This window comes from Terrabacter aerolatus (genome assembly GCF_007991735.1).
Taxonomy (GTDB): domain Bacteria; phylum Actinomycetota; class Actinomycetes; order Actinomycetales; family Dermatophilaceae; genus Terrabacter; species Terrabacter aerolatus.
The window spans coordinates 24881-37950 of the sequence record NZ_BJYX01000032.1 but is presented as its reverse complement, the minus strand read 5'-3'; the positions used below and the strand labels follow the sequence as shown (position 1 = coordinate 37950).

Annotated in this window: 12 protein-coding genes and 1 other RNA gene; 5 read left to right on the top strand and 8 right to left on the bottom strand. The window is 70.7% G+C overall.

Annotated features, from left to right (window positions below; translation table 11 throughout):
• The first annotated feature begins 321 nt into the window (after positions 1–321).
• Complete coding sequence (locus tag TAE01_RS18990; protein WP_147068381.1) at positions 322–843, top strand: hypothetical protein; 522 nt, start codon at positions 322–324, stop codon at positions 841–843.
• 208 nt (positions 844–1051) lie between these two features.
• Here the strand turns inward: TAE01_RS18990 and TAE01_RS18985 are convergent, their stop codons facing one another.
• Entirely contained in the window at positions 1052–1897 is an 846-nt protein-coding gene (locus TAE01_RS18985) for a hypothetical protein (RefSeq protein WP_147068380.1), read from the bottom strand.
• A 130-nt stretch (positions 1898–2027) separates the two neighbouring features.
• A complete protein-coding gene (locus TAE01_RS18980; protein ID WP_147068379.1) occupies positions 2028–3236 on the bottom strand; it encodes an IS110 family RNA-guided transposase in 1209 nt (402 codons plus the stop codon).
• 154 nt (positions 3237–3390) lie between these two features.
• Here TAE01_RS18980 and TAE01_RS21000 point away from each other — a divergent pair, with 154 nt between their 5' ends.
• Entirely contained in the window at positions 3391–3630 is a 240-nt protein-coding gene (locus tag TAE01_RS21000; protein ID WP_147068378.1) for a helix-turn-helix transcriptional regulator, read from the top strand.
• Positions 3631–3638: 8 nt separating this feature from the next.
• Positions 3639–4757: a tyrosine-type recombinase/integrase gene (locus tag TAE01_RS18970; RefSeq protein ID WP_147068377.1), complete on the top strand. Its 1119-nt coding sequence runs from the start codon at positions 3639–3641 to the stop codon at positions 4755–4757.
• Between the two features lie 3 nt (positions 4758–4760).
• Here the strand turns inward: TAE01_RS18970 and rnpB are convergent.
• Positions 4761–5156: RNase P RNA component class A (rnpB, locus tag TAE01_RS18965), an RNA gene on the bottom strand.
• A gap of 94 nt (positions 5157–5250) precedes the next feature.
• Positions 5251–7065, bottom strand: a complete 1815-nt coding sequence (locus tag TAE01_RS18960; RefSeq protein ID WP_147068376.1) for a PP2C family protein-serine/threonine phosphatase — start codon at positions 7063–7065, stop codon at positions 5251–5253.
• 66 nt (positions 7066–7131) lie between these two features.
• Here TAE01_RS18960 and TAE01_RS18955 point away from each other — a divergent pair, with 66 nt between their 5' ends.
• Complete coding sequence (locus TAE01_RS18955; RefSeq protein ID WP_186815297.1) at positions 7132–7530, top strand: ATP-binding protein; 399 nt, start codon at positions 7132–7134, stop codon at positions 7528–7530.
• 27 nt (positions 7531–7557) lie between these two features.
• On the opposite strand, the gene TAE01_RS18950 is transcribed toward TAE01_RS18955, so the two are convergent.
• From TAE01_RS18950 to TAE01_RS18940, 3 genes are all read right to left on the bottom strand, one after another.
• Complete coding sequence (locus TAE01_RS18950; protein ID WP_147068374.1) at positions 7558–7920, bottom strand: STAS domain-containing protein; 363 nt, start codon at positions 7918–7920, stop codon at positions 7558–7560.
• A 136-nt stretch (positions 7921–8056) separates the two neighbouring features.
• Positions 8057–8809, bottom strand: a complete 753-nt coding sequence (locus tag TAE01_RS18945; protein ID WP_147068373.1) for a polyamine aminopropyltransferase — start codon at positions 8807–8809, stop codon at positions 8057–8059.
• 5 nt (positions 8810–8814) lie between these two features.
• Positions 8815–10452 carry a peptide chain release factor 3 gene (locus TAE01_RS18940; protein ID WP_147068372.1) on the bottom strand — a complete coding sequence of 546 codons (1638 nt, stop codon included), beginning with the start codon at positions 10450–10452 and terminating at the stop codon, positions 8815–8817.
• A 204-nt stretch (positions 10453–10656) separates the two neighbouring features.
• Here TAE01_RS18940 and TAE01_RS18935 point away from each other — a divergent pair, with 204 nt between their 5' ends.
• The gene (locus tag TAE01_RS18935) at positions 10657–11454 is read left to right on the top strand and encodes a hypothetical protein (RefSeq protein WP_147068371.1); all 798 of its coding nucleotides are present in this window, start codon (positions 10657–10659) and stop codon (positions 11452–11454) included.
• Between the two features lie 94 nt (positions 11455–11548).
• On the opposite strand, the gene TAE01_RS18930 is transcribed toward TAE01_RS18935, so the two are convergent.
• Entirely contained in the window at positions 11549–12985 is a 1437-nt protein-coding gene (locus TAE01_RS18930) for an RNB domain-containing ribonuclease (protein ID WP_147068370.1), read from the bottom strand.
• Positions 12986–13070: the final 85 nt, after the last annotated feature.

Genomic DNA, 13070 nt, shown 5'->3' with positions numbered 1-13070 from the left:
GATCGCTGGACTTCGAGGCGGCGCGTCTTTTCGCCGCGAAGCGGCAGCATCCCACCGCCGCCACGGGGATGCCTCCTCCGCGTTATAGCCGAGGGCCTCTCGATTGATCCGGGCGCCTGAGCCCCGTCGGCGCGGAATTACATCCCCCGGCGCAGACTCTCTTCCTCGAAGCCGGGCCTGCAACGCTCCACAAGGTAGCCAAAGCCGGCATGCCCAGCAGTGACGAAGGGCTTCCGCCAGTTTCGGCAAACGCATCAGTAACTCCGCGCACATCCATCACACTGACACCCGCAGCTACGTAAATTGACAGGGGTCAAACACATGAGCGATCAGCCTCACTACGGCGCGTACCCTCCCGCCGCCTCGCCCGACTTGCCCACGCACGAAGACGGAGTACCGCCGACCGCCGGATGGGGCGAGCCACTCATCCCCACGCGGGCTATGCAGCACGCAGCGAAGAAGCGAAAGTCGCGGCTCATCGCCGCCTGCGTCCTGGCTCTACTTCTCGTCGCGGTCGCCGGCTACGGCGTGTACTCGGCCATTAGCAAGCCGAGGCCGATCGAGGCTGCAGCGGAGAAGTGCACAACGGTTGCCAAACCCGAAGACGGCGGGCACACCCTGACACTCCGCAACGTGGGGGCCAAGGAGGGCCCCGGTCCCGACTCTTACACCGCCGCTGCCTGCGTCCTGCTCGCACTCGAAACTCCGTCTCGGGTCAATGACCACATTGGCCAGACCCGTGCCCTCGACGGCACACAAACCGACACCTGGGAGGACTTCACCGCTCGGTGGACCTACCATCCCGACAACGGAATGACAATCACCATCACTGACTCCAAGTAGTCGACTCGTCGACCGCGCGGATCCATGAACGGCTCGACGATTGCTCTGGGCCGGCGCAATCTCCGGGTCAAGCGTCCTTCCGCCGCGTAGGCGTGGCCCCAGTCGCACGGCCATCCGCGGACGCCCGCGAGATGGAGGAGATTGACGGAGCGACAGGCGCCTCCCGAGTTTGACGTGCACAACGTGCGGGTGCCGCCCAGGAGCGTTACTACGCAGAACCACCATCTGGAGCCGAGCCCTTCGCAAGGGCAAACGTCACTTCCCCTATCGCTTCCGAGGCCGAGGCGTGATCAACGGACTTCACCCCCTCGTCACCTACTCGACTTAGGCCCGCACCCAGTTCATCGAAGTCTGCTTCGAGTTGGTGCGACCGGGCCTTGTCATGTGTTTGACGAAGTTGTGCCACCCGAGCATCGCCCACGGGTCCGGCCGCCTCCCTGGTGGCCGCTTGACGTGACTCGAGCTCGTCCGACAGCACCTCTTTCGCCGTCTTTGCCCGCTCTCCCGGCTTGGCAGCGAAGGCGACACCTACCCCGCCAACGGCGACTACCACGCCTGCAGCAGCCGTCACCGGCGGAAAGATGACGCTCAAGACTGCGGCCGCCAGGACAGCGATCGACAACAGCCGAGATGGCGTCCGTTCATCCTTCTTGATGGCCTTGAGCTTGGCCTTGAAGGAGCCGGCCCGAAGTTCAAGGACCTCCAACTCCCACCCCGCCTCGGACACAAGATCCCTGAGACGGTCGCGGACCACTCTCTCGTCCGGGTCGCTATCACGCTCTTGGTAGTCGCCGGCAAACCTGATCCGATAGGCCACCGCGGCAGCCGCCGCATCGAAGGCCAACTGGACGGCGTCCAGAGCCGAAAGGGTCGACCGCAGGCGACTCGAGGCTCCCGACACATCAATCGTCAACTCCGAGAAGTCATCCGACTCAAGCAGGGCATAAAGCTGGGTGCCACGACGGTACGCGGCTCCGGAGTCCCGCGGAGCCGCGAGACCCAGCAACGTACCCGCCAGCACCACAACATCAGACTCATGAACCGCCGTGGCCATGAAGCCACGCTAGAGATGTCGGGACCTCAGCGTCTCTAGTTTCGCGGCTTCTCGCCAAAGCTATCGGGTGACACGACGCCGGGACAGAGCCCTCACGAGTCAGCTGCGTCTTACCGGCTCCCTTCTGTTGTCATCCGGTGGCGTCGAGGTGGGTCTTCCGCGCGGTTCCGGTGCGGCGTAGCGTCGTTGATGCGGGTCCGGGAAGTGGCTGATCCGAAGCGCTGGTAAGCGGGTTCGAGCCGGCCGCGCTGGATAACTGAGACGCCCCGTAGTGCCCTCCCGGACTCGCATCTGCCGCTGCGCGCGCCGTGGCGTCGACGGCTGCAGCGTCGGCGAGAAGCTGGCGATAGATGGCATCGGAGATCCTGCGCTTCAAACACCGGATCGCCTCCAAGGGCCACTTCCCCTCGGCGCGCTTACGTCGGTAGTAGGCCCGCCCGTCGGTGTCCAGCCGGATCTGGGAGATCGCAGCGATGTGGATCATGTGGTTCATCCGCCGGTCCCCAGCCCGAGAGAGCCGGTGCCGAGAATGCTCCCCCGACGAGGCATCCAGCGGCGCTGTGCCACTCCAGGAGGCGAACCGGTTCCGGTCAGCGAACCGGGACACGTCCCCGACGTCCGCCAGTACCCGCGCCGCGACGACCGGGCCCACACCGTGCAGGCCCATCAGGTGTGACCCGCGGGCCAGGACGATCGCCTTGAGCTCGACGTTGGCCTTCTTCATCTTCGCCTCGACGGCGACCAGTTCAGCAAGCTCTTCGGCGGCGATCCGGCGCCGGGTCTTGCCGGCGATGTCACGCGGGCGGACCGAGGCCAGCATCCGCTTGGCCTGCCCGGTCGTCAGGTCCTTCTTCGCTTGTCCCGGAAGCAGTTCCGCCAACAAAGCCTGGAGCCGGTCCACCGTTTGCACCCGCCTCCGGCTCAGCGACTCGCGCCGGTCGACCAGCATCCGCAGCGCCTCGAGCTCACCGTCGGGGCGCAGCACCCGCAACCCTCGGGTGCGCACCGCGACCATCGCGATCGAGTGCGCGTCATGGGCATCGGTCTTGCGGTTGTGACCGGTGTCGAACAGCCGGACCCGAGCGGCCAGCTTCGCCGGGACGTCGACGACGGCCTGCCCGTCCTCGATCAGTCGCAGCGCCAGCGGGCGACCCACCCCGTTCGCGCCCTCGACCGCCCAGGTTCGCGCCGGCCACGCCTTGGCGTACCTCAGCATCGCGGCATAGCCGGCCTTGTCGGCGGTGAACCGGCCGTGACCGAGCCGGCGCTCGTGGCCGTCGACGACCTCGATCGTCGCCGACAGCTTGTGGGGATCAACCCCGATGATGACGCCTTCCATACTCGTGCTCCCACCTTGCTCGTTCCGGTGTGGACGGCGAGGTGGGCAGTGCTACTACGAGCAGGGCAGTCCCTTCTTGAGCCACGCCTCGTCACGGTGACGGACGAAGGTGCCCCCGCCTCGTTGTAGCAGCGATGAACAGGAGGGAGATCTGATGACAGCCTTGGACAGCGCCCGTTGGCCCGGCACCTCGACAACGCTGGCCAGCGAGGTGGGCCGGCTCTTGAACTCCGCCGAGGTCGCTGAGATGATCAGGGTTCCTGAGGCGACGCTCCGCTACTGGCGGCACGTCGGCATCGGACCGCGCAGCTTCAAGATGGGCCCCCGCCGCGTGCTCTATCGAGCAGACGACGTCGATGTTTGGGTGGCCGCGCAGTACGCCGACCAGCGCTAGTTGACTCCATGGGCAACGTCGCAAAACGCCCGGACGGGAAGTGGCGCGCCCGCTACCGCGACGCGTCGGGCCGCGAGCGCACCAAGCAGTTCGCGCGCAAGGTCGACGCCCAGCGTTGGCTTGCCGAGACCACACAGTCCCTGCGAGACGGCCGCTACGTCGATCCGCAAGCCGGCCGAATCACGCTGAGCGACTACTCGCAGGAGTGGCTCAGCCGCCAAGTTCACCGCCCGACAACCGCTGACCAGATGGAGGGCGTCATCCGTCGCTACGTCGACCCCCACCTGGGCGCCATGCGCCTCGCGACGATTCAGCACTCCGATGTCCAGAGGTGGGTCAAGCAGCTGAGCCTCACCCTGGCCCCGTCCACGGTCGGTGTCGCCCACCGCATCCTGTCGGGCATCCTCAAGTCGGCAGTCGCCGACCGGCGCATCGTGTCCAACCCGTGCACCGGCACCAAGCTGCCCAAGGTCACCAAGCCCAAGGTCCAGCCGATCACCGAGGACCAGCTTGCCGCCATCGTCGGGCACATGCCCGGGCGGCATCAGGCGCTCGTGATCCTGGCCGCCGGCACCGGCCTCCGCCAAGGCGAGATCTTCGGCCTCACCATCGACCGGCTCGACCTCGATCGACGCACCGTCCTCGTCAACCGTCAGCTCATCAACGTCAACGGCCGTGAGCCGTTCTTCGGTCCGCCGAAGTCCCAGGCGAGCGTGCGCGTCGTTCCCCTACCCGAGGTGGTTGTCGACGCCCTTCGACAGCACTTGCGCACCTTCCCCTCCCCCACGCTGGTCTTCACGAACAACGTCGGTGCCCCCCTGCGCCGATCAGCCTTCTGGACGGAGTGGAACCGTGCCCTCGAGCAGGCCGGCGTGCCGGCCATCCGCTTCCACGAGCTGCGCCACTACTACGCCTCGCTACTCATTCGCCACGGCGAGTCCGTCAAGACCGTCCAAGCTCGCCTGGGGCACGCCAGCGCGAGCGAGACGCTCGACACCTACAGTCACCTCTGGCCCGACAACGACGAGCGCACGAGGGCCGCCGTCGATGGAGTCCTCCGAAATTTTGCGGACTTTTTGCGGACTAACGGCGATGCCCAAACGCATCACCGCAGGTCAGAGGCCTAAAAGTGGATGAGTCGGCCGATACGCCGGGTTCTGTTCCGCGCCCCCGTCACCGGTGGCGCAGCGACGGCCATCCATCTGGGCCGGCCATTGCTGACCGGCTCTAGCGTCCTACCCGCGCACTCGACCGGGCCGGTCTCCCCGGCGCCCGAGGGCACCGTGCATGCGCTGTCTGGACTTGCTCCGGGTGGGGTTTACCTAGCCGCTCCAGTCACCTGGACCGCTGGTGGTCTCTTACACCACCGTTTCACCCTTACCGGCTGCCGAAGCCGCCGGCGGTCTGTTCTCTGTGGCACTGTCCCGCGGGTCACCCCGGGTGGCTGTTGGCCACCACCCTGCCCTGTGGAGCCCGGACGTTCCTCGGCAGGGCCGAGGCCCTGACGCGACCGTCTGGCCGACTCATCCGCCCACCAGCATAGGGGGCGTATGCCGGGTGCTCCGTCCGCGCCCCCCGTCCACTCCCCCGGTGGCCGGGACCGGCCGCACCGTCCCGACGTCAGTCCGCGCGTCGGAAGGCGAGCACGGCGACGTCGTCCTGCCGGTCCGGGTCGGAGACCGAGTCGGCGAGCTCGGCCAGCACCTCGTCGAGGTCGGTCTCGTCGTCGACGGTCGTGAGCAGCTCGTCGGCGGCGGCCTGCAGGCGCGCGAGGCCGACGTCGATGATCTCGCCGCGGCGCTCTATGAGCCCGTCCGTGTAGAGGAGCAGCAGGTCGCCGGGGACGAAGGCGCGGTGCACCGACGACCGCGAGACCTGGCCCAGGCCGTGCACCGGCGAGCCGTCCTCCGTGACGAAACCGGCCCTCCCGTCGTGGACGAGCAGCGGCGGCGGGTGGCCCGCGACGACGAGCGCGACGTCGTCCCGTCGCGGGTCGAAGAGGACGTAGACGGAGGAGGCCATCTGGGTCGGCGGCTCGATGGTCATCATGCGGTCCATGGCCTTGGCCAGGGCGTCGGGCGCGGGGTCCTGGGTCGAGAGCACGCGCGCGGCCGACCGCATCAGCGAGCCCGAGACCGCGGCGTCGACACCCCGGCCCATGACGTCGCCGAGGACGGCGATGACCCGGCCGTCGTCGAGGCCACTGACGTCGTAGTAGTCCCCGCCGACGTCGGTGCGACCCGCTTGGCGGTAGACGGTGCCGATCTGCCAGCCAGGCAGGTCGGGCAGGTCCTGCGGCAGGAGCGTCGCCTGCAGCACGGACGCGACGCGACGCGTCTGCGAGTAGAGGTCCGCGTTGTCGATGGCGAGGCCGGCGCGGCGCCCGAGGTCCTCGGCGAACGCCACGTCGTGCGGGGTGTAGCGCCGGCCGGACTCGGCCGAGATGAAGCTCAGCACCCCGAGCACGCGGTCCTTGGCCGTGAGGGGGACGGACATGGCGCTGCGCAGGCCGAGCTCACGGGAGACCCGGAGGTGCTCGTCGTCTTGTGCTGCCGCCACGAGCATCTCGTCGGTCACGACCTCCACGAGCAGGCTCTGACCCGTCCGGACGACGTCGGCGGCGCCCCCGGACCGGTCGGGGTCCGCCGGCCACCGGGTCTCGAGCTCGCGCGCGAGAGCCACCTTGGCCGGGTCGACGTGGGCGATCGCCAGCGTGCGCAGCACCCCGTCGTCGACCATCTGCACCGAGCACCAGTCGGCGTGGGCGGGGACGGCGAGCGAGGCGACCTGCCGCAGCGTCTGCCGGTAGTCGAGGGAGGTCGCGAGGGCCTGCGAGGCGTCGGCCAGGAACTCGAGCTGGGCCGCCCGGTCGGCGCTCTGTGCCTCGGCCCGGAGCCGCAGCATGGTCTGCGCGCACACGTCGCTCAGCACGCCGAGCACCCACAACAGGTCGGGTTCGACCGGTCCGACCTTCCCGTCGAAACGGAAGCCGAGGGCTCCGATGGCCGAGCCGTCGGTGCGCGAGATGAGCGGCAGCGTCACGGACGAGCGCTCCGTGCCGTCGTCGAGCGCCGGGTACCTCGCCAGCAGCTCGGCGCGGCTGGCGACCTGGACGACCTGACCGGTGCGCACGGCATCCGTCGGGGGCGAGTGCTCGTCGAGACCGAGGTCGGCCCACATCTGCGCCTCGGAGGGTGTCAGCCCGTGGGTGGCGATGGTGCGCAGCCGGTCGGCGCCCTCGCGGACGGCGCGCTCGCGGACGGCGAGCATGGCGCGCGAGGCGCCCATCACCATCGACGCGTGCTCGGTGATGGTCTCGGTGAGCTGGTCGAGGGTCGTGGCGGCGGCGACCTCGGCCGCGAGGCGCGCGAGCGACGACAGACGGGGCGAGACGGAAGCGCGGCTCGCCTCGGGTGTCTGCCACGGCGCATTCATGGGGTCATCCTGACAGTCGATGTGCCGTAACACCCACGGATGCCGCAGAAGTGGGAGCATGCACATGTGACAGGTCCGTCGGTCGCTGCAGGCAGGGAGCTCGGCCGGGTCGAGTTCGGCCCCGACGACCTCCGCCGCGTGCGCGAGATGGTGCGGACCATCGCGGGGGAACTCATCCCCGAGCGGGCCGACAACGCCGTGCTGGCCGTGCACGAGGTCGCGGTCAACAGCATCGTCCACGGCGGCGGGCACGGCGTCCTGTCCATCGACGAGACGTCCGACTCCCTCGTCTTCACCATCGAGGATGCGGACGGCACCGGGTCGGTGCCGCACCTGCGCACGGTCGACGGCGAGGCCACGAGCGGGCGCGGTCTCTGGATCGCCCAGCGACTGAGCGATCGGCTGACCATCGAGGCGCGCCCGGCGCGCACGCGCGTCCAAGTGCACCTCACCCTCGCGTCCTGACGGACCCGGGCTCCGCGCGGAGCCCGGTCAGCGAGGCGTTGGCTCGGAGGTGGAGGGCGAGGCGGCCGGTGCCGACGTCTCCTCCGGCTCCGTGACGACGTCCATGACCTGGTCGAGGTGCATCAGCTGCACGAGTCGCGACGTCACCGCGCCGCAGACCAGCTGCAGCCGTGCCTCGCCGGCCGTCGCGCGGTGGAAGAGCGCGATGACGGCGCCGAGCCCCGACGAGTCGAGGAAGGTCACCTCGCGCAGGTCGACGACGACGGTCCCCCCGGCGGGGACCGGAAGCTGCTCGAAGGCCGCGCGCACGTCGGGCACCGAGTAGGTGTCGATCTCCCCCGTCAGGCGGGCGGTGGTCACGGGTCCGGCGGTCGACACCATGACGCTCATGGGACGACCTCCTCCGGACGTAGGGACCTCACCCACCAACCTAGGACCTCGCCGTCGGGCGCGGAGCCACTTCCGCCGAGCCGCCGGACCAGCAGAGGGGCGTATGCCGGGTCGCGCGGACCCGCTCCTCCTGCCCTCACGTCCCGGCCCGGGAGCCGCCCGGCCCGCGACGGTCGCCCCCGGCCGACGTCGTCGCGACGTAGACGGTGTTGGCGGAGGTCCCGCCGGTGAGCGGGTTGGCGAAGGCCACGTCGTGTGCGGCGGCGTCGGCGAAGACGTCGACGAGCAGCCCGGTGAAGGCGTCCTCCGGCGGGTCGTCCGACCAGAGCGCGAAGACCCCGCCGGGGTGCAGCCGGGCGGCGAGCCTCCGGAGGCCCTCCCGGGTGTAGAGGTCGGCGTGGCTCGGGTGCAGCACGTGGTGCGGCGTGTGGTCGATGTCGAGCAGGATCGCGTGCAGCAGCCCCGGCGCGCCGAACCCCCGGCCGGCCCGGGCGAGAGCGAAGAAGTCCCCTTCGAGGAGGGTGGTGCGCGGGTCGAGGGTCAGCGACGCCGTGTCGGGCAGCAGCCGGCGCTCGTGCCACGAGATGACCGGTCCCAGCGCCTCGACCACCGTGACGGTGCGCACCCGCTCGTCCTCGAGCGCCGCCACCGCGGTGTAGCCCAGGCCAAGTCCGCCGACGACGACGTCGAGGTCCGTGCCCTCGAGGGCCGCGAGCCCCAGTCGGGCGAGCTCGACCTCGGCGACGGTGAAGAGGCTCGACATGAGGAACTCCTCACCGAGCTTGACCTCGTAGACGTCGACGAGCAGTGACGGCTCGAGGCGGCGCCGCAGGCTGATCTCGCCCCAGGGCGTCTCCTGCCAGTCGATCTCCTCGAGGCGTCGGCTCACCGGGCTCAGCCGAAGATCGGGATGAAGGAGCCTGCTGGCACGTCGCGTTCGACCGACGCGAGACGCCACTTGTCGGCGAAGACCGCGACGTCCAGTCCGTCCTCGCGGGTCAGCACCTCGGCACCGGATCGGCTGTTGACGATCGGGATCGCCTCTGCGGCAACGGCTCTGGCGATGGAGTAGCCGAGCGGCTCCAGCCGGATGGCCGAGCCGAACTCGTGCTCCATCCGGTGCTGGGCGACGTCGAACTGCATGGGCCCGACGGCGGCGAGCACCGGTGCCTGCGCGCCGCGACGGTCGGAGTGGAGCACCTGGACGACGCCCTCCTCGCCGAGCTGCTCGATGCCGCGCCGGAACTGCTTCTGCTTGCCGGTGACGGCGGCGCGGGCGACGGCGAAGTGCTCCGGCGCGAAGAGCGGGATGCGCGGGAAGGCCACCTTCTCGTCGGCGTAGAGCGTGTCGCCGACGCGCAGGGCGTTGGCGTTGACGAGGCCGATGACGTCACCCGGGAACGCCTCGTCGACGGTGGACCGGTCACGGCCGAACACGCTCTGTGCGTACTTCGTCGTGAAGGGCCGGCCCGTGTCGGCATGCGTGACGACCATGCCGCGGGTGAAGTGGCCCGAGCAGACCCGCACGAAGGCGAGCCGGTCGCGGTGGGCGCGGTCCATGCCCGCCTGGATCTTGAAGACGAAGCCCGAGAACGGCGCCGACACGTCGCGGGGGGCACCCGACCGGTCCGGCCGCGCACCGGGGGCGGGAGCGAGCGCGACGAGCGTGTCGAGCAGCTGGCGCACCCCGAAGTTGAGCACCGCCGAGCCGAACAGCACCGGCGACGCGGCGCCGGAGAGGAAGAGCTCGTGGTCGTAGGCGTGGCCGGACGAGCGCAGCAGGTCGTACTCCTCGACCGCGTCGGTCCACGTCGACCCGAGCAGCTGCTCGGCCTCGTCGCCGCTCATGCGGGTCGTGATCGCCTCGGTGGCCCCACCGGGCGTGCGGGTGAACTGGACGAACTCGCCCGTGGCGCAGTCGAGGACGCCGTGGAAGTCGCCGGCCACCCCGACGGGCCAGGTGAGCGGCATGGGGTGCAGGTCGATCCGCGTGGTCAGCTCGTCCATGATCGCGAGGGCGTCGAGCCCCGGGCGGTCCCACTTGTTGACGACGGTGATGACGGGCACGCCTCGGGCGCGGCACACCTCGAAGAGCTTGAAGGTCTGGGGCTCGATGCCCTTCGCCGCGTCGACGAGCATGACCGCGGCGTCGACGGCCGCGAGCACCCGGTAGGTGTCCTCGGAGAAGTCGGCGTGGCCGGGGGTGTCGAGCAGGTTGACGACCGTGCCGTCGTAGGCGAACTGGAGCACGGCGGAGGTGATCGAGATGCCGCGGTCCTTCTCCATCTCCATCCAGTCCGAGACGACGCCGCGCCGGTTGCCCTTGCCGTGGACCGCGCCGGCCTCGCCGATGGCGTGGGCGTGCAGCGCGAGCGCCTCGGTCAGGGTCGACTTGCCGGCATCGGGGTGCGAGATGACGGCGAAGGTGCGGCGACGGGCAGCCTCCTGGGCGACCGCTCCCCCGTGGTGGCCTGCGCCGCCCGGGTCTCGGCGGTCCGCGGTCTCGCGGTCGTGCAGTGCGATGGCGTCCATGCTCCTCCAGTGATCGTCCCCGAGTCTGTCATCCGAGGGGCCGAACCTCCGCATCGGCGCAGCCTCGCCAGCCCGCGGCCACCGCACCGGGACGCGCCGGGGACCGGACGTGAGCCGAGTCACACCCGAGGGCAGATGCCAACGATCCGGCACTCCCGTTCGTCGTGCAGGGGAGAAGACGATCGCCACAGACCCCTCAGGAACATGACCGAACAGCTGACCGACGACCTGTCCGACACCCGAACCGGCACCCGTGTCGAACCGGCCCCCACGCCGGAGCCCGATGCGCGACCGAGAGCGAAGCTGCTCGACCTCTCCGTGACCCAGCTGATCGGCGGTTCGATGGCGGCTGCCACCGCGGCCGCCCTGGGCTCGCGTCTCGGGGTCGTCGGCACCATCGCCGGCGCGGCCGTGCTCAGCGTCGTCTCCGCCACGGCAGCCAGCCTCTACACGAACTCCATGGCTCGCGCCAAGGAGGCGGTCGTGCTCGTGCGCTCACGCCGGGGCGTCGACGGCGCCGAGGTGGCCGTCGTGACCGAGCGCCGGTGGCGCGGGTGGCGCCGCCCCGACCGTCCGACGACGCGGCGCGTGCTCGCGACGACGGCCGCGGTGTTCGCGATCGCCGCGGCCTTCGTCACGGGGGTGCAGCTGACGACCGGCGCCCAGGTCACCGGGACGAACCTCGGCGGGCGCACCGCCGCCGGCGCCGTCGTCGACTCCCCCGTGGCCTCCCGCGCCGACGCGGCTCAGCAGGGCAGCCGCGCCGGGGTCGCCCCCGTCCCGCAGGGCTCTGCAGCAGCCCCCTCCACCCCCGCCACCACGACCCCCGCGACGGGCGCCGGCGCGACGGCCGCCCCCTCCTCGGCCGCGAGCTCCGCCCCCGCGCCCACCGGGACACCGGCGACCACCGGCGCCGGCGGTGCGACCGCGACCAGCGGCTCGACGGTCACGGGGACGCCGACCGCCCCGGCCGGTGGCGCCTCGACCCCCACCGCGCCGTGACCACCTGACCTCCGTCCTCCGGGAGGGGCAGACCCAGCCGGTGTGCCCTAGGGGGCACACGGCATACGCCGGAAGGGGCCGCGAGGCCGGCCGCTCAGACGACTGTCAGGGTGATCGTGCCCGTCGAGACCTCGGCCGCGTCGACGCGGACCCTGACGGTGTCCCCCGCCCTGGCCCGACCGGCCGCCTTGGCGACGACGGCGAGCTCGATGAGCTGCACGACGACGCCCTTGTCGTTCTCGTCGACGACGACGGCCTCGAGCGTCCCGCCGACGCGGGGGCTCAGCTCGGCCGCCTCGACGGCGTCGGTGCACGCCCGCTGGACCCCGTTGGTGCGGCGGTCCGAGGTCGACATGATCTCGGGCAGCGTGGGCAGCGCGTCGCGTGCCCACTGCGGCACGTCCCGACCCGCCGACAGCGCCTCGCACACGACGAGGCCGAAGCGGTCGACGAGGCGGCGCAGCGGCGCGGTGACGTGCGCGTACGGGCCGGCGACCGCGGCGTGCAGCGGCTGCTCCGGCACCGTCCCGTCGAAGGGGGTGTAGCCGGCGCCGCGGAAGAGCGAGGTCGCCTCGTGGATGAGGGCCAGGTGCCGCGGGTTCGCGCGGTCCAGCGTGCGGAGGAACTCGCCGTAGGGCTGCCCCTCCGGCCAGGACACCCCGGCCGCCGCGGCCTGCCGACGGAACCGGGCGAGGTCGCGAGGGTCCGGGGCCGGCATCGTGCGCAGGATCCCGACCTTGCCCCGCAGCATGAGGTCGGCCGCGCCCATCCCCGTCAGCAACGAGATCTGCGCGTTCCAGTCCTCGGCCGGCACGAGAGGACGGAAGGAGATGCTGAAGTCGCCCTTCTCGTCCTCCTCCACCTCCTGCTCCGGCAACGGCAGCGAGGCGCCACCGCGCTGGCGCTCGAGCAGGATGCGCTTCTCGCCGACCTCCTTGAGCAGCAGGAGACACTCCTCGCCGGTGCCGGCGTCGACCTCCTTCTGCACCTGCTCGTAGTCGTAGCGCCGGACGCTGCGCACCATGGCCCGGTGGACCTCGACCGAGGTGCCCTCGCCGTCGGCGGAAAGCCGGATGTCCCACACGAAGGCCGGCCGCACCTGGTCAGGGAGCAGGCTCGCGGCGCCCTCGCTGAGCGCGGTCGGGTGCAGCTGGATGCGCTCGTCCGGGCAGTAGACCGTCTGACCCCGGCGGCGGGCCTCGGCGTCGACGGCTCCACCGGCGCGGACGAAGGCCGGCACGTCGGCGATGGCGTAACGCACCCGGTAGCCGTCGTCGTGCCGCTCGATCGACATCGCCTGGTCGAGGTCCATCGAGCTCGGGGGGTCGATGGTGATGAAGGGGATGTCCGTCTCGTCCTGGTCCGGCAGGCTCGCGGCGCCGGCTGCGGCGGCTGCCTCGGCCAGCACGTCGGGCGGGAACTCGTCGGGCACCTCGAACTCACGGCGCACGGCCTCGAAGCGGGCGGTCAGCTGCTGTGCCACGTCGCCGGGCTGCGTCGCCGGGCGGAAGACGATGTGTCGCTGGGCCATGGCGCCACATTACGCACCGGGCCCCCGCGCGGACGGCCACCGCGACACGCGGACAGATGCGACATCGCCGAGTGGTTTGCCTAGG

What these genes read in the sequence shown, in the direction of transcription:
- TAE01_RS18990 (WP_147068381.1), top strand. Translation starts at nt 322, where the DNA reads ATGAGCGATCAGCCTCACTACGGCGCGTACCCTCCCGCCGCCTCGCCC.
- TAE01_RS18960 (WP_147068376.1), bottom strand. Translation starts at nt 7,065, where the DNA reads ATGAATGCGCCGTGGCAGACACCCGAGGCGAGCCGCGCTTCCGTCTCG.
- TAE01_RS18970 (WP_147068377.1), top strand. Translation starts at nt 3,639, where the DNA reads ATGGGCAACGTCGCAAAACGCCCGGACGGGAAGTGGCGCGCCCGCTAC.
- TAE01_RS18985 (WP_147068380.1), bottom strand. Translation starts at nt 1,897, where the DNA reads ATGGCCACGGCGGTTCATGAGTCTGATGTTGTGGTGCTGGCGGGTACG.
- TAE01_RS18940 (WP_147068372.1), bottom strand. Translation starts at nt 10,452, where the DNA reads ATGGACGCCATCGCACTGCACGACCGCGAGACCGCGGACCGCCGAGAC.
- TAE01_RS21000 (WP_147068378.1), top strand. Translation starts at nt 3,391, where the DNA reads ATGACAGCCTTGGACAGCGCCCGTTGGCCCGGCACCTCGACAACGCTG.
- TAE01_RS18950 (WP_147068374.1), bottom strand. Translation starts at nt 7,920, where the DNA reads ATGAGCGTCATGGTGTCGACCGCCGGACCCGTGACCACCGCCCGCCTG.
- TAE01_RS18980 (WP_147068379.1), bottom strand. Translation starts at nt 3,236, where the DNA reads ATGGAAGGCGTCATCATCGGGGTTGATCCCCACAAGCTGTCGGCGACG.
- TAE01_RS18930 (WP_147068370.1), bottom strand. Translation starts at nt 12,985, where the DNA reads ATGGCCCAGCGACACATCGTCTTCCGCCCGGCGACGCAGCCCGGCGAC.
- TAE01_RS18935 (WP_147068371.1), top strand. Translation starts at nt 10,657, where the DNA reads ATGACCGAACAGCTGACCGACGACCTGTCCGACACCCGAACCGGCACC.